Source organism: Vibrio sp. J2-3(2022) (assembly GCF_021725735.1).
In the GTDB taxonomy this organism is placed as follows: domain Bacteria; phylum Pseudomonadota; class Gammaproteobacteria; order Enterobacterales; family Vibrionaceae; genus Vibrio; species Vibrio diabolicus.
Genome location: NZ_JAKKCK010000002.1, coordinates 15,192 through 32,895, shown reverse-complemented (window position 1 = coordinate 32,895; position 17,704 = coordinate 15,192). Strand labels below are relative to the sequence as shown.

Annotated in this window: 22 protein-coding genes and 2 pseudogenes; 3 read left to right on the top strand and 21 right to left on the bottom strand. The window is 40.6% G+C overall.

Annotation, left to right across the window (positions count from 1 at the left end; genetic code table 11):
* Nucleotides 1–7: 7 nt before the first annotated feature.
* Nucleotides 8–925: a LysR family transcriptional regulator gene (locus L3V27_RS08320; protein ID WP_109170209.1), complete on the bottom strand. Its 918-nt coding sequence runs from the start codon at nucleotides 923–925 to the stop codon at nucleotides 8–10.
* 302 nt (nucleotides 926–1,227) lie between these two features.
* Here L3V27_RS08320 and L3V27_RS08315 point away from each other — a divergent pair, with 302 nt between their 5' ends.
* Genes L3V27_RS08315 through L3V27_RS08305 form a run of 3 tightly spaced genes read left to right on the top strand, consistent with a single transcriptional unit; the run spans nucleotide 1,228 to nucleotide 3,684 of the window.
* Entirely contained in the window at nucleotides 1,228–1,440 is a 213-nt protein-coding gene (locus L3V27_RS08315; protein WP_012841753.1) for a DUF1656 domain-containing protein, read from the top strand.
* 10 nt (nucleotides 1,441–1,450) lie between these two features.
* Nucleotides 1,451–2,314: an HlyD family secretion protein gene (locus L3V27_RS08310; protein ID WP_237311607.1), complete on the top strand. Its 864-nt coding sequence runs from the start codon at nucleotides 1,451–1,453 to the stop codon at nucleotides 2,312–2,314.
* A 14-nt stretch (nucleotides 2,315–2,328) separates the two neighbouring features.
* A complete protein-coding gene (locus L3V27_RS08305; protein WP_237311606.1) occupies nucleotides 2,329–3,684 on the top strand; it encodes an FUSC family protein in 1,356 nt (451 codons plus the stop codon).
* 47 nt (nucleotides 3,685–3,731) lie between these two features.
* Here L3V27_RS08305 and L3V27_RS08300 read toward each other — a convergent pair whose 3' ends face one another.
* From L3V27_RS08300 to L3V27_RS08185, 20 genes and pseudogenes are all read right to left on the bottom strand, one after another.
* A complete protein-coding gene (locus L3V27_RS08300; protein WP_074191397.1) occupies nucleotides 3,732–4,073 on the bottom strand; it encodes a hypothetical protein in 342 nt (113 codons plus the stop codon).
* Nucleotides 4,074–4,224: 151 nt separating this feature from the next.
* Nucleotides 4,225–4,689 carry a DUF2846 domain-containing protein gene (locus tag L3V27_RS08295; RefSeq protein ID WP_005397344.1) on the bottom strand — a complete coding sequence of 155 codons (465 nt, stop codon included), beginning with the start codon at nucleotides 4,687–4,689 and terminating at the stop codon, nucleotides 4,225–4,227.
* A gap of 169 nt (nucleotides 4,690–4,858) precedes the next feature.
* Nucleotides 4,859–5,485 carry a LysE family translocator gene (locus L3V27_RS08290; RefSeq protein WP_237311604.1) on the bottom strand — a complete coding sequence of 209 codons (627 nt, stop codon included), beginning with the start codon at nucleotides 5,483–5,485 and terminating at the stop codon, nucleotides 4,859–4,861.
* 298 nt (nucleotides 5,486–5,783) lie between these two features.
* Complete coding sequence (locus L3V27_RS08285) at nucleotides 5,784–6,137, bottom strand: DUF1428 domain-containing protein (RefSeq protein ID WP_237311603.1); 354 nt, start codon at nucleotides 6,135–6,137, stop codon at nucleotides 5,784–5,786.
* 97 nt (nucleotides 6,138–6,234) lie between these two features.
* On the bottom strand, nucleotides 6,235–6,840 hold the full coding sequence (locus L3V27_RS08280; RefSeq protein WP_237311602.1) for a hypothetical protein: 606 nt from the start codon (nucleotides 6,838–6,840) through the stop codon (nucleotides 6,235–6,237).
* 81 nt (nucleotides 6,841–6,921) lie between these two features.
* Nucleotides 6,922–7,218: an antibiotic biosynthesis monooxygenase gene (locus tag L3V27_RS08275; protein ID WP_012841749.1), complete on the bottom strand. Its 297-nt coding sequence runs from the start codon at nucleotides 7,216–7,218 to the stop codon at nucleotides 6,922–6,924.
* A 144-nt stretch (nucleotides 7,219–7,362) separates the two neighbouring features.
* Complete coding sequence (locus L3V27_RS08270) at nucleotides 7,363–7,650, bottom strand: antibiotic biosynthesis monooxygenase (protein ID WP_237311601.1); 288 nt, start codon at nucleotides 7,648–7,650, stop codon at nucleotides 7,363–7,365.
* Nucleotides 7,651–7,793: 143 nt separating this feature from the next.
* A complete protein-coding gene (locus L3V27_RS08265; RefSeq protein WP_145473932.1) occupies nucleotides 7,794–8,435 on the bottom strand; it encodes an alanyl-tRNA editing protein in 642 nt (213 codons plus the stop codon).
* Nucleotides 8,436–8,587: 152 nt separating this feature from the next.
* A pseudogene (locus L3V27_RS23420) lies at nucleotides 8,588–8,689 on the bottom strand (GNAT family N-acetyltransferase); the annotation flags it as partial.
* A gap of 230 nt (nucleotides 8,690–8,919) precedes the next feature.
* The gene (locus tag L3V27_RS08260) at nucleotides 8,920–9,306 is read right to left on the bottom strand and encodes an RDD family protein (protein WP_237311600.1); all 387 of its coding nucleotides are present in this window, start codon (nucleotides 9,304–9,306) and stop codon (nucleotides 8,920–8,922) included.
* A 151-nt stretch (nucleotides 9,307–9,457) separates the two neighbouring features.
* Nucleotides 9,458–10,066 (bottom strand): pyridoxamine 5'-phosphate oxidase family protein, encoded by a 609-nt coding sequence (locus L3V27_RS08255; RefSeq protein WP_237311599.1) that lies wholly within the window; start codon nucleotides 10,064–10,066, stop codon nucleotides 9,458–9,460.
* A 146-nt stretch (nucleotides 10,067–10,212) separates the two neighbouring features.
* Nucleotides 10,213–10,614: a DUF2007 domain-containing protein gene (locus tag L3V27_RS08250; protein WP_012841744.1), complete on the bottom strand. Its 402-nt coding sequence runs from the start codon at nucleotides 10,612–10,614 to the stop codon at nucleotides 10,213–10,215.
* Between the two features lie 104 nt (nucleotides 10,615–10,718).
* Nucleotides 10,719–11,240, bottom strand: coding sequence for a GNAT family N-acetyltransferase (locus tag L3V27_RS08245; protein WP_237311598.1), 522 nt, complete (start codon nucleotides 11,238–11,240; stop codon nucleotides 10,719–10,721).
* A gap of 146 nt (nucleotides 11,241–11,386) precedes the next feature.
* Nucleotides 11,387–11,984 (bottom strand): annotated as a pseudogene (locus L3V27_RS23415) (glutathione S-transferase family protein).
* Between the two features lie 159 nt (nucleotides 11,985–12,143).
* A complete protein-coding gene (locus tag L3V27_RS08225; RefSeq protein ID WP_139059323.1) occupies nucleotides 12,144–12,611 on the bottom strand; it encodes an Sbal_3080 family lipoprotein in 468 nt (155 codons plus the stop codon).
* Nucleotides 12,612–13,344: 733 nt separating this feature from the next.
* A complete protein-coding gene (locus tag L3V27_RS08215; protein ID WP_267135708.1) occupies nucleotides 13,345–13,743 on the bottom strand; it encodes a DUF805 domain-containing protein in 399 nt (132 codons plus the stop codon).
* Nucleotides 13,744–14,061: 318 nt separating this feature from the next.
* A complete protein-coding gene (locus L3V27_RS08210; protein WP_226977472.1) occupies nucleotides 14,062–14,466 on the bottom strand; it encodes a hypothetical protein in 405 nt (134 codons plus the stop codon).
* A gap of 792 nt (nucleotides 14,467–15,258) precedes the next feature.
* Entirely contained in the window at nucleotides 15,259–15,675 is a 417-nt protein-coding gene (locus tag L3V27_RS08200; RefSeq protein ID WP_237311592.1) for a lysozyme inhibitor LprI family protein, read from the bottom strand.
* A 158-nt stretch (nucleotides 15,676–15,833) separates the two neighbouring features.
* The gene (locus L3V27_RS08195) at nucleotides 15,834–16,265 is read right to left on the bottom strand and encodes a hypothetical protein (RefSeq protein ID WP_237311590.1); all 432 of its coding nucleotides are present in this window, start codon (nucleotides 16,263–16,265) and stop codon (nucleotides 15,834–15,836) included.
* A 693-nt stretch (nucleotides 16,266–16,958) separates the two neighbouring features.
* Complete coding sequence (locus tag L3V27_RS08185; protein ID WP_237311586.1) at nucleotides 16,959–17,357, bottom strand: hypothetical protein; 399 nt, start codon at nucleotides 17,355–17,357, stop codon at nucleotides 16,959–16,961.
* Nucleotides 17,358–17,704 lie beyond the last annotated feature (347 nt).

Below are 17,704 nucleotides of genomic sequence, written 5' to 3'. Positions count from 1 at the left end.
AATACGGTTATGGCGTCGCTTTAAAATCGCGGATTAGCTTCTCCCGATACGCCGTAACAACCCTCATGATAGAGTCTTTTACATCCCCTATTTGCTTAGAGGGTTGACACCAAAGGCCAAAACCAAACTTAAAGCCTTCTAGTAATTCACAGACTTCAACGGGCTCTATATCATTATTAGAAAATTCCGAATGAGCCAGCGTTCTAGGAAGAACTGCCCACCCTAGCCCTGCTTCAACCATTTTTACAACAAGAGCCAACTGATCGACTTCTTCATGATTCGAACTGACGATAACTTTTTCACCCATTCCTTCTTCAATGAAAGATCGCAACACAAATTGCTTGCTATTCCTCAACGCAGTTAACACTCGGTCGGGTGCCATAGAAGCCAGTTCACCACCTTTCTGGACAAAGGGAACAAATTCGAAGTGACCTAAAAACGTCGAGTCTAGACTGTGTATTGCACGGCTATCATGCACATTGACAATACCGAACTGGTACTCACCAGTCGCTAAACCTTCTTTGATCTCGTTACGGTTACGAACAAAAAAGTTAACTCGCATCATCGGAAAATCTGCCGCTAATTGAACACGAAGTAACACCAGCAAACGATGTGGGATGGCACTAGAATAGGCAATGCTGACACTCTCTAAGCCACCATGAGCAAGGCTCAATGCAACTTTGTCGAACGTACGGGCTTGTTCAATTGTTTGCTTTGCATAGTGGTAAAGAAGGCGAGCATCTTCAGTGGGTTCTACGGAACGGCCAACCCGATTAAACAAGCTCACAGCAAGTAAATCTTCTAAATTCGTAATAACCTGCCCGATGGTTGTTCTGTGCTTATTCAATTTTACAGCAGCCTTGCTAAACGAAAGCTCCTCGTAAACAGCAACGAATGCCAATAGTTGTTCAAGACTAAAATTCATAGGTTTTCTTATATCTTAGGGCTACATGGCTAAACTATCACAAGTTATTGAGAATGCTAGCTCGGAAGAGCGACTGTTGACCCGAGGCTTTTATCTTCATCATTAGATACGTATTTATTCCGCACGTAAATGCGAAAACTTATCGCACTCACACTCCCCTTAAAGCACGTTCGACATTAGACGTAACTCATTACGAACTCTCTAAAAAAATACATTGATGGATTTGATCCTACAAAAGCGATTATTACATTTGTAGGATTTCTCTTATCTTTGCATTCATCAAATAAATAGAGAAAAGCACTATGAACTCAATGCCACATGAGCTTGTGTGGGGTGAAGTTTACTTCCCACCCTTGTTGCTGGTTATTGCATTGGCTTACATTCTCACCATTTTGGTTGGAACCGTTGCAACAAAATTAGGGGTACACAAATACGTTGCGTTTCCAGCACTTGCTGAGCTGAGCCTAATTGTGATTTTTACTGGCGTTATTGGTCGATTCATAACCATCTTTTGAGGCAAATTCCGTGATAAAACGTTATCTAATCACATTTTTATTACTGTGTTCCGCTAGCACTGTGATTTTCAGTTACTACCAATCATACTCAAACAATCCTTGGACTAGAGATGGTCATGTCAGCGCGTACATTGTGTCTATAACGCCCCGTGTAACCGGGCAAGTCATCAAGGTATATGTTGAAGACAACTCCCAAGTTAATGCGGGCGACTTACTGTTTGAGATTGACCCAAGCATTTATAAAGCGTCTTACCACAAAGCCCAGGCGGCTCAAAAGCAAGCCATTGCGTTGTTAGCGAAAGCCAAAAATGAAGAACAACGTGCACTGGAACTAGAAAAGCGTACACCTGGCGCGGTACCTGTGCTGACGTTGAACAATTTGAACAACGCCGTAGAGACAGCAATCGCAAACGTGGAGCTGGCAAAAGCAAACGTCGAAGAAGCAAAACTGAACCTTGATTACACCAAGGTGTACGCTCCAACGAATGGTTACATCACCAATTTTAATCTGCGCACCGGCTCCCAAGTTGTCGCAAACTCACCAGTTGTAGCATTAATTGATGAAGACAGCTTTTGGATCGAAGGCTATTTCAAAGAAACGGATTTAGTTGGTGTTGATCCACAAGATATAGCATACGTGACCTTAATGATGCACGACGAAATGGTGCTGGAAGGTAAAATCAAGAGCATTGGTTACGGCATCGCGAAGCAAGACGGCAGTACAGGTAACGACCTTCTGCCTAATGTGAACCCTAACTTTCAGTGGATACGCTTAGCTCAACGCATTCCAATTAAAGTGAAATTAGACAACTTACCAAAAGATTTTCAACTACGCGTCGGTATGACGGCATCCATCAAAATCATCAAACAATAAATGCGGTGAAATGTATGTTTAATGCCTCAACCAAAGAAGCAATTAAAGCTGCACTGTCTATCGTTATCGCAATCTGTCTCGCCTTATGGTTTCAATGGGAGAAACCTTATTGGGCAGCGATCGCCGTCGCGGTAATGGCATTAAATGAAAGCTTCGCTCACTCGATAAACAAAGGTCATAATCGCCTAGTAGGAACCCTACTGGGCATTGGCTATGCCTTTTTCCTCATCACAGCATTTTCTCAAGATCGCTTTTTGTTCCTGACTTTTTTTACCCTATTTTTAGGCGTATGCATTTTCATGTCGAGCGACGAAAAGTACGGTTATGTGTTCTCCATAGGCTTTGCAGTGTGCTCTATCATCGCTTGTATGGGAGGGTTTGATAGTCAAGTGACGTTCCATTTCGCAGTACTTCGAATGCAGGAAACTATCCTTGGCATCATTACCTTCTCCGTTGTTTATCGTTTGGTTTGGCCAGTGAATACTGAAGAGAATTTCATTCAACGCTTTGAGAACAGCCGTGAGGTGTTGCTTAAAGCTATAGACAAACCAAATGACATTGATATTGATGCCCTTGAAACCAACACAGCAAACATTGAGAAGATGTGCCAACTACTGGGATTACCGCTCACGGGCAGTTACCACCTCAAAGAACATCGAAAGCTGTGGCATCAGCGCCTCGAAGAGATGAAACGTATTCAAGAACGATTACTTGAACAAGTGGAAAAGCCCCACTGTGATGATATTGACTGGAAACCTGTGGCTCAAAACCTGACGCTATTTGATATCGCTCAGCCAACCACGCATCTAATTGGTCGTACCTTATTGACTGAACAAGTGAACCAGAAAACATCTTGGCATCGTGAACACCGGACTTTCATACAGCACTTGAAAGAAGACCGCAGAAAGGTTTTACAAGGAATATCGATGTTTATCACCTCGTTATTGGTTTGGATTTATCTCCCTGTACCAGGTGGGTTTATATTCCCCATGTTGGCCGGTGTCTTTTCATCAATAGTACCTACAATGCCTCCTAGCGTTGTTAAAGATGCCTTCTTTGGCGTTTTGGGAACAGGTTCAGTGATACTGCTGCAATACATCTTCTTGATGCCAATGATGACTGAGCTATGGCAACTAGGGTTATTTTATTTCATCAATATTATTTTGATTTGGGAGGTATTTTCTACACCACAGCTGATGATCCATAGAGTCTTAGGCGTCAATTTGTTGGTGGTATTAACCTCAGGCGCACTTAACTTGACCCCGGAGTATCGTATCGAAACACCTTTACTCATGCTGGTAAACATCATGCTCATTTTGATGATCGCCAAGTTATTTAATGACCTGTTTCATCCCCGCGTAACCGCTTAAACAAGCAATTAAACTTAATAAGGAAATGCTTTGAACAATGGGTTAGATCAAATTACGTAATGGCAAATAACACTGCCCGAAAAGGTAAAAATTAACGACCAAACCAACACACTTTGAACAGGAAACATATGAAATATCAGCAGTGGGAATACTTTAATATCACGAAGTGAGAATAATATTTGAGGTTGAAGATCCCAACATGTAGCTAAAGATGCGCCTCTTTTGAGCCGAGGATGCTTGATCAAATACTCAGCATAGGATGAATAAACCGTCCACAACCCTAACAGCCCAAATAACTCGATGATAGAAATAACTTCCAGACTAAATGGCAATAGTGAAGGCCCACCAATGAGCAAGATAATTGCGAAGATCCACATCTTATTTTTCATTACACATCCTTGTTGCTGATTTACGCTTATGTATTACCAATAACAAGTAAAAGCTGTTGGCCATAAAAACGCAACCCAACGTTGAACTTTTCATGTCAAGCGCTGAGTTGTGTTTTTTAAGTACTTTTAAATGTAAAATCAGTCAGTTAAACTAGATCGAAGGACAGTTTCCTTTTTCTGCCATGTCTACTTTTAGTACTTCTGCTTTACCTTTGCTTTCGTCCACGAGTTCTACGCCCGCACCACCAACAAATACACCCATTTTAATGTATTGATTAACGAAATAATTACGGCCCTCTTCCGTTAAGATAGTTAAGTGATTTTCAGAAAACTCAGACTCTGTACTTACTTGATGTTCTTTATTGCCTTCGACCTCATGGTAGAAAAACACACCAGGAGCGGTTTCACCAATACATTCTCCATCGACGTAAACATACTTTTTAAGTGCTGCTCCGACAAAAGCATCTTCTCGGTAAATGTAAATCCCTGCGTTCCCCTTTTGAGGTGCTTCAAATGATTTCATTTGATTTGATACTGTCGAATCAACAGTAGGTACAGAAGCACAACCTGATAAACCCAAAAGGAATGCGGAACAAAGAATTACTTTATTTTTCATGTTATTAACCTAGCTACGATAAAATCGCGCCAACCATACTATAAACAAATACATTCACTTATTGGTATTTTTGAAATTTGTGATTCAACCTATGCAATAGCACTCATTTAACGTATAGATTGAGCAAACATTAGCCATATAATAATCACGAGAATAAAATGCCCTGTATCTAACGATCACTAAATGCCACTTTACTCGCTAGACTGATAAGTAGAATACCTGAAACACCTTCAAGAGTTCTTGAATAACGCTGAGAGTGTGGACGACTAAATACCCAATTACCCACAGATGCGTACAAAACGTTACATGTCGTCGCAAGTACGCTGAACAGCAAGCCAAGTAGTAATAATTGCATTGATGTTGAGCTTGCAGACGTATCAATAAATTGAGGCAGAAACGAGAGAAAGAATAGCGCTACTTTTGGATTCAAGACGCTGACGATAACCCCCTGAACAAACAAATTTTTATTATTATCAACATTTTTGTTTTCAACGATTTTACTTTCTCCACGCCACATGGACAGTAATGACTGAACACCTAAATAAACTAGGTAAGCGGCCCCTAACCATTTAACAACGCTAAAAGCCAAAGATGAACTCAGAATTATTGCTGACAAGCCTAAACATGCCGCTAGTGTATGAAAAAAGTAACCAACACCAAGCCCCAGAGCCGCTTTCAGCCCAGCAGATAATTTACCTTTCATTGTATTGGAAACAATATAAATTACATCAGGTCCAGGAATCATGTTGATAGCGAGACAAGCGACAACAAATAATAATAGTGAGTTTGAATCCATTCTTTTCTCCAAATTAACGTCTTGCGGGATAACATCTCATCGAACTATAAGTAATGCAACGTCTAGGTTTCCTTTGGTTATCAAGGCGTTGACCGTAGTTCATTAACGTGCCTGCCATCGCAGGCTCGGGGCTAGCTATAGCTGATACGACAATCAGTGAATAATTTATCCCTTCCATTTTTACTCTAAGCCTCCACATGGAGTTTTATCAACGCTTATCGCGGAATAATGTACATCAGAAGCGTAATCCTGATTAACGCGCCAAGTGTCACGAATCAAGCTGGGACTCTCTGGTATTTTACTGCTCCAAAATAACATCAAATCCACCATAAATGAGACGCTTTCCATCAAAGGGCATTGGGTTATTCTCAGGACTCATTCGAGGATCACCCATGATCCGCTGCCACCCTGAGTCCCGAACTTCTTTTGAAGGCCAGACTACCCACGAAAACACAACGGTTTCGTTGCTTTCAGCTTTAACTGCCATGGGAAATGATGTGATCTCACCATCTGGTACTTCACTTCCCCACGTCTCAATAACCTTTAAGGCCCCAAACTCCCTGAACATTTCTGCTGCAATTTTTGCGTGTGCGATATACTTTTCTTTATTCGCTTTCGGTACTGCAGCGACAAACCCATCAATGTATGACATAAGTAAACTCCTTTCATTGGAGTTATAACCATAGCTCAATAAAAAGTATGCACATGATGCCAAATCATAGAAGCAGGTACGTAATACAGCTTGAGAGCTACATTCCTAGCTTGGACTTTATATGCATATTTGAAAGGTATGTGTTTGGATCAAGCTTGGTTAGCATATTTATAATCTCCAAAACACTCGAATACTCAATACGTTCCTCTTCAGTATGCCCGATCCCACCTATTGTAAAGTGAGTAAAGCGGTAATCACGATAAACGTTTTGCAGCTGGCTAGAAATATCTTTGAGTAATCTTTTACTGAGGGCGAATGCAGGGTATTCACTACTTTCTGAAAGCTCTGCTGTAGAGCCAATAGATACAATATTGCATTTATCGTTAAGTGAACCTAAAGCGTTAAGTTCATTGACTAAATTAAGATACCCAATCGGGCCAACATGCATAAACTCAATCAGTTCGTTTGTTGTCAATTTTGAAGACTCTCCCCACATCGACGCCAAATAAACTATGATGTCAAACTTAACACCTTTGAAGCACGTGTAATCTGGTTTTTTCTCCGGACTAACATCAAGACGAACAGAAGCTACTCCATCCTCAACTAGCTTTGATCTAGAAATAGTATAAGTTTCTGTACCCTGTAAGTTCGTAGCCAAGAACCTTCCTAGACCCTTGCTACCTCCAACAATTAAAATCTGCATAACCCTATTCCTTGGTTAAAGTTGTCTTTCATATTGTCCGCCAAACTGTGCATTAGGCATCACTTTAACGTTTCTATTGCCCTACTTAGTTCTATCTTCAATTTCATCGAATGGTTCAACTGAAATACGCTCTGCAATTTCACTCATCTTCTTCATTTTTTCTGGGTTACTAGTTCCCCAAAACCGCTCCCAGTCTTCGCGTGTTCGCCACTTCGCAATAGTTAAAACCTTTTCCGGTACATCGTAAGAACGAAGCATAAAACTACCAAACGCCCCATCTACTGACTGATGAATTGAATCTGTCGTCGTACGCCATATATTTTGAAACTCATCCATTTTTTCACTTGGCACACGCCATTCATACACAACTCTAAACATAACACTTCCATTAAAATTTCTAGATTTAATACGGCAAAGTATCAAGAACACTAAGCCAGGTGAATAGATGAATAAAGCAACATAGTAGAGCGTAGAGCAACCTAAAAAAACAAAGCGTAAACGCTCTAAATCACTCCGATTCGATTAGTCATGCACACATTCAAAGATTTCGTATTGCCGTTTAATATTGGCTGTTACTTTTCCCCAATGTGAGGCTTGAACTCTTTCCTGATGTTGTTTAAAAGAGGCTTTGTCGACGAACTCCTCATAGACATCAAAACGAAAAGGATTAGTCGAGCTTTGAGTCACAAGAAAAGTAAGACAGCCCGGCTCTTCTAACGTGAGCCTTTTGTGAGTTATTAACTCATGCTTTACTAATTCTAAATCCTTTTCCGGAACTAGAATAACGCCTTTCAATGCTACCTTCGACATATCATCCTCCCGCTCCTATCGTGTAGCGTTTCGTTAAGAAGTAGCCAACACGCCCTCAATCTCAATCATCATATCGCAAATGTGAATCTCACCATGAACTAAAATGCCACGTGTTAGGAATCTATTTCGAATGCCCTATCGACTTACGAGCATAAGGTTATCTCAACCCTTTCTTTGCCTTTACCGATGTTCTTGCGTTTTAGTTGAATTTGGCCGACTTCTGATGTGCGCTTTAAATGAGTGCCACCGCAAGGTACTTGCGCAAACCCATCCACTCTCCAATACCTTCTTTCACTCTCTTGATCGGAAAAGTCACTAATAATAACTGAATCAGAGTTAATCAAATCTTGCACATCAGTTTCAATTGCTTTCAATAACGGACCAATACTTTCAGACCACTCGAAATCTATGCGGCTCTTATTTTCAGAAATATGCGCGCCTATCTTAACAATGCCTTCTCGACGCTGATAAAACATCTCGAGCACCACTTCGGCAGCAAAGTGTAGCTTCATTAAGGCGTATCTACGCTTCCAATCAATACACGTAGTTACATTGTCACCAAGAGTAAAATTTGGAGAGGATTCCAATGTGTAAATAAGTCGAACACCTAACTTTTGAGCAATCAAAACCGGAATACCATTAATCGTTCCTTTATCACTCTCTTGGCCTCCAGACTCCGCAAAGAAGATAGTCTGGTCCAATTCAACTTTATTTCCGTCTACATTGGTCACTCTTGAGTTAAGTTCTGTTTGGTAGGGATTAACCCAGAATAATTTTTCGCTCATGCTGCTATCCTTGCAGTAAGTCCTGTCCTTGATAGTACATTTAGTGTCTACCAAGTCAATCCGAGAAACCTCAACGTCAAGTGTAAAGCTGGGTATAGAGCACGAGCAGGCCATATTCATGCGTACCTATTAGATGCTTTTAAGGCTGGATATTAAGCGCTATCCAGAGGGTTAGCTAACAACCCATAAATTGCGGAATCTGATACGACTCCATTCACTTCCCACCGCTGCCATACTCGTCTAGATTTGATAAACTTGAAACCGCTCAAGGCTAAAATCTTATCAATCTCCAAAATGAAAGCTTCGGAATGCTCTTTATTCATAATTACGTACTGATTCTGATTGCCTAACACCGAATTGAGGTGTGAGCAACGCCACCACCTAAGCGAAGCTGTTCCACCCTGAAAACAAAGCCCGACTTGAACCCAAACCCCCAGCGCTGTCAATTTTTAAACAAGCTAGTGAACTACCATCACTGTTCTCACTAACTTATCACCGAGCCGTTGCCTTTTTTACCAAGAATGAAAATTGAGTCAATAAAACCGAAGAATGGAGTAATAATATTTCTAAAAAGTGACTGAAAAATATTGCACCTTTTACCCATTCTTGCACTTATAACTGCAATGCCCAAAAGTTTTTTGCCCACACTTTGACCATTTGGGAAACTATCAGAAAAAAGGTAATACGATACAGCCGCTGTTACTGCTGTAGCGCGAACAAGTTCCTTTTCAATACCGATTTCTAAGCCGCCCCACAAAACGAGTGTAAAAATGCTAAAACTGACAAAAAAGTCAATCATTTGTCCAACACACCTAATTCCCGGACCAGCCAAAACGTAATTTTCTAGAGTAAAGTTTTCTACATTTTTCATTTTAAAATTTGGACTAACAATTGTTTATTTGTGGACTAACGTTATGGGTTGAATAACATCCCCACCAAACCTAATCCATAGTGCCGTAAACCAGGTCAAACCTAAAGAGCCAAGCATTTTTCTCCCTTTTAAAGACTTTACTACACTCGCTCTAAAGGCTGGATTGGTAATATTTCAACATCTCTTCGTGATTAAGCGCTTTATTTTCTAACTTTTGTTGATCTTTAAAGATTTGAGCTAATGAAGGGAGAATTGAGCGATTGACTTTATAGTCATCAGACCAAAGTTTCCCTCTCATCACCGCTTTCGCACAATGAAAGTACATACTCTCGATGACTATTTTGATAACAACCTTAGGATCTTTACTTCCATCGGGGCAAGCAGATATCAATTTGGAGTCTGTGTGAATACTTGCAATTCCTTTAATACGCAGTACTTCATCAATACCATTTACCATCAATAACAACCCAACTTTGGGGTTACTAATGATATTTTTTAGACTATCTATACGATTATTCCCCGAGCTATCAGGGAGCAACAATGTTGATTCATCTAAAACTTTTACGAAGCCAGGCTCCCCTCCTTTCGGAGAGAGATCGATATAGCCTTGAGTATCGGCGGTACTTAAAACTGCAAAATGGCAATTATTAATTAATGTCATCGCATGAACATCCAGGGCAGGCAACGCTTTATTTTTAGCTCTCGCACTTGGCTCTGCGTAAATCTCTTTTAACTGCTCTATTGTTTTAATTTCACTCATTCAATGTTGTCCCTTCACTATCGTATAATGCTTTTCTTGGAAGTAAGCAGAACTCTGACTTCTGCATAGCCACTCAACCTAACGCAAAGTAAAAATGCTACGCGTGCAAATTATCTCTTCAACGCTTTGTTATCTAACGACTTAAATTAAAGCCTTTCACTGAATTCCCCACACTGCTTACACTTGTAACCATGCTTGTAAAAGAACAATGGAAAACCCAGTAAAATAAAGACTAAGAAAGCTGGACGCTTACCTTTTGTAAATGTATATAGCTCTTTACTACCACAGTTAGGGCAAACATCTTTTCCTACATCAACGGCAAGTTCATTTTCTAATGATTCTGAGAAATCACTGCTAAGTATTTGTTTCGCGTCTTCTGCATCACTTTCGGCCACCATCAGACGAACGCCACCCATTGCATTTGAATAAAGCCACTGAGTATTCACCGTGTGCTCGTCAGCAATGTGGCTTTCTATTCCGACACTATCTAGGCTTGCTCTCGCAATATGAGCTTCATGAGGAAAAGAAAACCTTGCTACTACAATCACATATTACTCCTTGTGGAAAAACGCTCTCGTAAGGTATAAGCTACGCGAATTGAAAGTGCCACGTATAGCGTTTCTTTTCAAACAGTTTATTAACCCACTACAGACTAGTACATATACCCTAACCAATCTATATGACCAACAGCCCAAATTTTTCCGCTGATAGGTTTAACATATAAATCATCGACTTGCTCTACAGCAACACCGTAATTTTTATGTTCATGAACTCGCAACCAAGAACTTAGAGAGTTAAGGCGCACATAACCATTCGCCACATAAAAACGATCCAAATCGGAGACTAAAATGATGAAGTCGACATCTTTAGTTGACGCATACTCGCTGAGTTGAGACAACATTGTTGTGCCAATACCTTGCCTTTGAAGTGTGCTCTCGACACAAAAGTCACTCACACCTAATACTTTATAAATTTCATCACCAACGCGAACAGCTCTGTAGTCTAATCCCATATAACCAACTAACTGGTCACCTTCGTACTTCAGAACTCTCATATGCGGGAGTTGCTTATAGTAAGAACGAGCAACCTGATGTTCAGGAAACGACTTGTTTCTCAGAGCCTCAATTGCATTATGCTGCGCTTTAGATAACTCGATTTCTGGGTAAATATCCATATTTGACCTTTGAGGGCTAATGACCCGTTAAAGGGTGATCAACACAATACCGAAACTCCCGCATACCGCCTTAATCACTGAGCTCAACGCATAGTTAAAATGCCACGCATTGCGAATCTATCTTAAACGCTATGTTATGCGCGTGGTTAATACATACCTACATAACCGTCCAACTTGCGAATTACCCCAATCCAACGCTCGATATTTGGGTAAGTTTCTAGGTTAAAACCACCCTCATCTGCGACATGGGTATAAGCATACAGTGCGATATCAGCAATAGAAATATTATCACCAACTAAGAACTTAGTTTTTGACAGCTGTAGTTCCATGATTTGTAATGCTTTATGGCCGCCTGATTGTAGTGATTTATATTCTTCTAGACGGTGCTCCGGCATACCTTGATACTTCTGAATAAAACGCGCTACTGCAATATAAGGCTCATGTGAGTATTGCTCAAAAAAAAAGCCATTCGTACATTTTTGCTTTTTGATAACTGTCCTTAGATAGATAAGGCGTATCTTCTGCAAAGTACCCCAATATTGCATTGGACTCACAGAGTACTCGACCGTCATCTAAAACGACTGTCGGGATTTTACCATTTGGATTGAGGGCTAAAAATTCTGTTGTTTTAGTCTCGTTATCTAAGATATTAACGTGTTTCCATTGGTGCTCAATGCCAAGGAATGACAATAGTAATTTTACTTTTAAGCAGTTACCTGACTGCAAATCTCCATATACAACCATTACACTCTCCATGTTTCAATTCGTAAAGCGTATAACGCGCAGTTAAGGCATGAACTACGCTACCACCCAAACTAAACGATTGTGCCTAAAACACTAAACCCAACCTTGAACTGAAAATGCCAAGCGTTGGGAATCACTCTTGAACAATTTGTTACGTCGCTACATTTCGCCCGATTTAATTTTGTACTGAGCTTCATTAACCGACTGTTTCCCAAACAGTAAATCCATCATCGCGATGATTCTTTTATTGTCATTTCCCCACTTATCTGAATTGGCACTATTTGGCGCTTTGAACTCTACTTCGCCAACTTTTTCACTGTTTTTATATGCCTTAACTTGGGCATCTGCAATAAACGTTCTAAAGTCCCAACTCCAGCGCGATACATAAGTCAACGTAAGTTCAGAGCTCTTAGGAAGAGTTCCGTCACTTACAACCGTACATTTATGTGCTGTATCCAAACACCATTCTTGTACCGAGTCCAAGAAAACATCTCGTGTGGCGTCATCTTTTACAATAGTAATTTCCTTGCTCTGGTTCTCTTCCGAAATAGCTTCAACTGTATATTTTGGCGCTGCGCATGCCGCCAGTAGAATAGGCAAGCTAAGAATGATTAGTTTCTTGTACATTTTACATCTCTTTTAATAAATCTATAATTGTAAATGAATTTCAAGTGGCTGCATAACGCCGCGTTAAGGGGTGAACAACGCCCCCTAAACTAAGCTACTGTGCCGTAAACACTAAAGCTGATTCAAACCAAAACGGCCAAGCATTGTTAATCCCTCGTGAATACTTTGTTAGTTGCCAAACCTAAAGCTTTGATGTGATGTTGATTGCCGCTTTGCCAACACTGGCTTTATGCGCTTTGAAAGACTCAAATCAGGTGCATTTTCAAAGCACTTGTCACTGAAACCACTTGGAACTCAAAACGCCTTAGAAAACGGAATAACAACACAAAAAAGTTCTTTTAGACAGACGGTGTTACAGAGCTGACTTTCGACAAACAAAGCGGCTTCTGAAACAGAAGATCCAAACCACACAAGAAACCAAAGCACGATTTTCACAACCTCAAATAACTAGAAATGGAAATAAGAAAGCCTAGCAAATACACACGGACTTTAGCCCTAAACATTCTTCTTTAGGTACATTTTTCTTCGTTGGCAACTAACGCCCTGTTAAGGGGGAGCAACGCAATACCAAAGCTGCCGCATACCACCCTAAACACTAAATCCAACGCATAGTGAAAATGCCACGTGTTGCGAATCACTCTTGAACAGTTTGTTATATGACGACATCAACCGTACAGGATGATACCAAAAATTGACAAAGCCACAGGGACAATTATGGGTGAAGCGTAGACCACTATTTTTTACCTAATGCAGCTTCACCAGAAGGTAAACCATAATTATTTTCTCCTTTAGTTCCTTTCCAAAAGCAAAGTAATAAGTTGATTACAGGGAGACCTAACACTATAGATAATGCAGGATTCCAACCAATATCCTTTAATCGACCATGAGCATAAATTATAGAAATTGGAATCTGAATCATCCAGAGGTTCATTGCGTTGTAAATTCCACTATAGCCACTACCCACGCGCACAACTTCCAATGGTTGAAAACTATCTAGCACAAGAATTAAGTCCTTTGACAAAAGTTGATGGGTAATTGGATAGTTCAAGAACTTAAATATTATGAACTGTGTGAGAACTGGTAAGAACAACCAAACGACTATCATGTAGAAAGTAAACTCTACTCTTCCCAATCTGGGACTTTTACGCGTGAGTTCACTTTTTTATTGATAGGCAATTTATTTCGTATATTCTTCGGTGATAGAGCGTCATCCAACAAAGATGAAAAACAACCTTTACAAAATAAGGACTCCTCAACTTGTTTGAGCTCTTTAATATCGAAATAATTATTGCATTTATTACACTTCATCAGAATCAATCCTAATTAGTCACATAACGCCGCATTAAGGTGTGAGCAACGCTACCACGAAACGTAACCTTACCGCCGTAAACACAAAACCCAACTTTGAAATGAAAATGCCAAGGGTTGGGAATCACTCTTAAATGCTTTGTTATAAAACAATTGGTCCCTTCATCTGAAAGCAGTCTGCATATGTTTCAAATGATTTATATACTTCTTGAGTCAAATTCGTTTGACCTGTGAGGATAGAACCAAATACGGCAACTAAGCCGTTAACACCATTCGATGCTTTCAAAACCTGTTCTAGCATAGCAACTGGATACCCTTTGCTATGTCTATCAACAGCATGTAAGCCTCCATGAACGTATGAGCTTAGCGGTTTCCAAGAATACTCTTTGAACTCGAGAATAGGATCTACTGCATTTTTGGGAGCCTTCTTCTCCAACTGGCTAATCATTTCGCTCAACATCGGCAAGTTGTTAGCTCTTCTTTGATTTTCTTCATTTAACTCTGCAGTTAGTTTGCTTACTGCTACGTCACTTGCAGCATACAACACCCACATTCCCCGGACTAGACTCTCGAACTGAAGCCTCAAGAGTCCAAGAGCAGATGTGAAGTTTCTTGTCGCGAGCAGAATCTTTAAACTTTCAGCATGCTCCAAGGATACGCTGCACATTATTTTGCTTACTCGAATCCTATCAGAACTATCATACAGCGGTTGCCTTAGTATATAGTCAACATAGTTCTCGTATTCAGCTGACCTTGCGAGTAAAATATCGATGGTCTACTCCTTGTTTTATAACGCGTTGCGAATCCCTCTAGAGCAGTTTGTTAGTCGCGAGGCACCGAGCGACAATTTTAAGCCGAACTAAACTTTGCGAACAACAAACTTTATGTGCTTTGATGCATTTAAGTCAGGCGTAGTCTCAAAGCGGCTACTCAATGAAGCCACTTGGAACAAACAACGCCGTAGAAAACGGACTGACAACACCAGAGAAAACGTCATTTCAGCGAGTACATCGGCTTTTGTACCCAACAAACTCACCGAGCGGAGTTGCAACCAAAAACAGACTCTCGATTGCCCTGCTCTGTCAGCACCAATAGACAAAACAACCGCTAGGACAGTTACAAAACTAACCTGTGAACCGAACAATCAGCAGCCAAGTTTTGAGCTTAGAAACATGATTTTGATTGCTAGCTTTTTCTGGCGACTAACGCCCTGTTAAGGGGTGAGCAACGAAATACCGAAGCCACCGCATACCACCGTAAACACTAAAACCAACGCATAGTAAAAATGCCACGAGTTGCGAATCCCTCTTGAACAGTTTGTTATGTGCGTGGTTGAAACCTACTCTACACTTGGCTCTGGTAAAACTGGTGGTGTACTGTCCATATAAGTTAAAAAGTTTTCCCATAACTCGTGCGTTCTTTGTTTAGTTAACTTAGTTTTGCACGATATCGCCATAATTCCGCGAATAGTTCCGTCACGCCATTGCGCATAAACCGAATCACAGTGGGACGATATATATGCTTGCCAATCCTGTTGAGCAAGCTTAATTGCTGCGATCAGTTCTGGGTCATGAGAGTTGTGCTCAAAGCTAGTGCTTAGATATTTATCTAATTTAACTTGTGCTGACTCTAATTCAATAGCGGCACATTGATTTATCTCGATTGTGGTCATCGCGTTATTACAGTCAATGGACTCCTCTTTAGCAAGAGCACCAAACGAAAGACTAGCTAATATAATGATTAGACACTTATTCATCGTTTTCTCCGAAAGCACATAACGCCCGCTTAAGTGGTGAGCAACGCAGCCACTTAACCTAAACCATTGCACCGTAAACACGAAACCCTACCTTGAACTGAAAATGCCAAGCGTTGGGAATCACTCTTAAATGCTTTGTTGTGTTTTTAAGAAATTAGTTACAACAACCCAACTAATTTCTTAAAATCTTTTAGGCTATTGCATACCAGTCCAATACCGAAGTCACCATTGTCTGCATGGTAAACTTTCCCGCTGTGTACTCCCGACAGGGAAATTAAGTATAAAGAATCATACGATAAAGCAACCGGGTATAAATGTTGTGCTTCTACAAAATCTTTGCTTATTTCAAAGTGCACCACATAATCTTCCAAGAAACCGAGATATTGATGAATCTCGATAACTTCGCGACTACTGCATATCTTTTCAAGAGATTCTTGCTGAGTGATCTTTCCGTAGTAATTGACTGTAAGTTCAATTTCTAATTCGGATAATTCACTACCAGCATAAGCAGTAAAAAACTCTATAAGCTCATCAGAAAGCTGATTGCCGTATAGGTGATGAATATCGAGAAGGCTACTTTCAAAATCCATAACTTCAACCTGGGAAGAAAAACATAACGCCGCGTTAAGTGGTGAACAACGCTAACCACTGAACCTAACCCATTGCACCTTAAACACTAAATTCACTTTAAACTGAGATCGCCAAGCGTTGTGAATCCGCCTTAAACGCCTTGTTAGGCGAAGTTTCCCACCAGGGTTTAAGGCTGTTTGAAAACAGATTACCCGAAACCGAATAAGCAACCAAACACCCACTGACTTTTTGTGATTCAAGAACCACAAATATCACTATGTTTCAGCCAAGATTCCAACGACCACGGAATGCAGGCCTTCAGCAACAAAGTAGGTTTTGAGCCCGAAAAAACCAAAACTGCAAACTTAAAGCGAGAGCGAAAGCCTCGATTAACCTGCCCTTATCACACTTTGAGCCAGTGAGATTTACAACTAACCGATTGTGAAAACCAATGAGGCAACCCGCGAACCTTTGCATATTTTACGGCCAGAGAGATTCAAGAATTGGAGCCGACAATGTTGAATTGCCTACTTAGAAAAACGAATGCTCAAAGAGAACTAAGAAGATGAGAACAAAGAACTTTCCTGCCCGTCGCCTAATGCCTTGTTAAGGGGTGAGCGACGCAATGCCTAAGCTGCCGCATACCACCTTAATCACTAAAACCAACGCATAGTAAAAAAGCCACGCGTGCCGAATCACTCTTGAACAATTTGTTATACGAATTTCTTCAGTGCCAACACTTGCTGTTCAAATAACTCACAATCTGACTTTGAGTATGACTTAGCAACATTAACCCATTGAACGCCCGTTTCATCTATGTGGCGAAACTCGACTTGAAGTGCATATTTAGAACAACGAAAAAGAGCAAAGACCAAACCTACGACGGTCAGACTAAGAACTAAAACTAGTAGCCATTGTGGTACCTCTTCCAACCTTGGAATAACTAACCAAACTGCCCCTGAAAAAACACACACCCAGAATAAAACTTGACCTAAATTATCAAGAAAACTTAACTTTTTAACCCTAGCATTGTTTATCTTAGACAAAGGATATGAGTCTTTCTTAAACCTGAACTCTTTTGAATCCAAGCTAAAATCAGTACTCTTGTACATAAATTCCCTCTATTCGTATAACGCCTTGTTAAGGAGTGAGCAACGCAATACCGATGCCACCGCGTACCCCCTTAAACACTAAAACCAACGCATAGTAAAAATGCCACGCGTTGCGAATCCCTCTTGAACAATTTGTTATGTGTATGTTTGATACTTAAGCTCGCCTTTCAAGATAAAGTAGCTTATGAAACCACCCACTAAAGGGAGTCCCAAAGACAACAAAATTACCAGTACTCGATGTCTAATTTGTTTGGCACGGAACGCGACGACCGCTGGTGCAAACCAAAGGCCAAGCATGCCTAAACACAATAGCGTTACTACCACCCAAGAAACCCACTCGTGTCGCC

Bases quoted from the DNA above. Each gene is read 5' to 3' on its own strand.
- L3V27_RS08270 (WP_237311601.1), bottom strand. From the start codon at position 7,650: ATGTCGAAGGTAGCATTGAAAGGCGTTATTCTAGTTCCGGAAAAGGAT.
- L3V27_RS08260 (WP_237311600.1), bottom strand. From the start codon at position 9,306: ATGAAAAATGTAGAAAACTTTACTCTAGAAAATTACGTTTTGGCTGGT.
- L3V27_RS08295 (WP_005397344.1), bottom strand. From the start codon at position 4,689: ATGAAAAATAAAGTAATTCTTTGTTCCGCATTCCTTTTGGGTTTATCA.
- L3V27_RS08315 (WP_012841753.1), top strand. From the start codon at position 1,228: ATGAACTCAATGCCACATGAGCTTGTGTGGGGTGAAGTTTACTTCCCA.
- L3V27_RS08265 (WP_145473932.1), bottom strand. From the start codon at position 8,435: ATGAGCGAAAAATTATTCTGGGTTAATCCCTACCAAACAGAACTTAAC.
- L3V27_RS08320 (WP_109170209.1), bottom strand. From the start codon at position 925: ATGAATTTTAGTCTTGAACAACTATTGGCATTCGTTGCTGTTTACGAG.
- L3V27_RS08255 (WP_237311599.1), bottom strand. From the start codon at position 10,066: ATGAGTGAAATTAAAACAATAGAGCAGTTAAAAGAGATTTACGCAGAG.
- L3V27_RS08195 (WP_237311590.1), bottom strand. From the start codon at position 16,265: ATGGATTTTGAAAGTAGCCTTCTCGATATTCATCACCTATACGGCAAT.
- L3V27_RS08200 (WP_237311592.1), bottom strand. From the start codon at position 15,675: ATGAATAAGTGTCTAATCATTATATTAGCTAGTCTTTCGTTTGGTGCT.
- L3V27_RS08290 (WP_237311604.1), bottom strand. From the start codon at position 5,485: ATGGATTCAAACTCACTATTATTATTTGTTGTCGCTTGTCTCGCTATC.
- L3V27_RS08285 (WP_237311603.1), bottom strand. From the start codon at position 6,137: ATGTCATACATTGATGGGTTTGTCGCTGCAGTACCGAAAGCGAATAAA.
- L3V27_RS08245 (WP_237311598.1), bottom strand. From the start codon at position 11,240: ATGGATATTTACCCAGAAATCGAGTTATCTAAAGCGCAGCATAATGCA.
- L3V27_RS08225 (WP_139059323.1), bottom strand. From the start codon at position 12,611: ATGTACAAGAAACTAATCATTCTTAGCTTGCCTATTCTACTGGCGGCA.
- L3V27_RS08305 (WP_237311606.1), top strand. From the start codon at position 2,329: ATGTTTAATGCCTCAACCAAAGAAGCAATTAAAGCTGCACTGTCTATC.
- L3V27_RS08275 (WP_012841749.1), bottom strand. From the start codon at position 7,218: ATGTTTAGAGTTGTGTATGAATGGCGTGTGCCAAGTGAAAAAATGGAT.
- L3V27_RS08280 (WP_237311602.1), bottom strand. From the start codon at position 6,840: ATGCAGATTTTAATTGTTGGAGGTAGCAAGGGTCTAGGAAGGTTCTTG.
- L3V27_RS08300 (WP_074191397.1), bottom strand. From the start codon at position 4,073: ATGAAAAATAAGATGTGGATCTTCGCAATTATCTTGCTCATTGGTGGG.
- L3V27_RS08185 (WP_237311586.1), bottom strand. From the start codon at position 17,357: ATGTACAAGAGTACTGATTTTAGCTTGGATTCAAAAGAGTTCAGGTTT.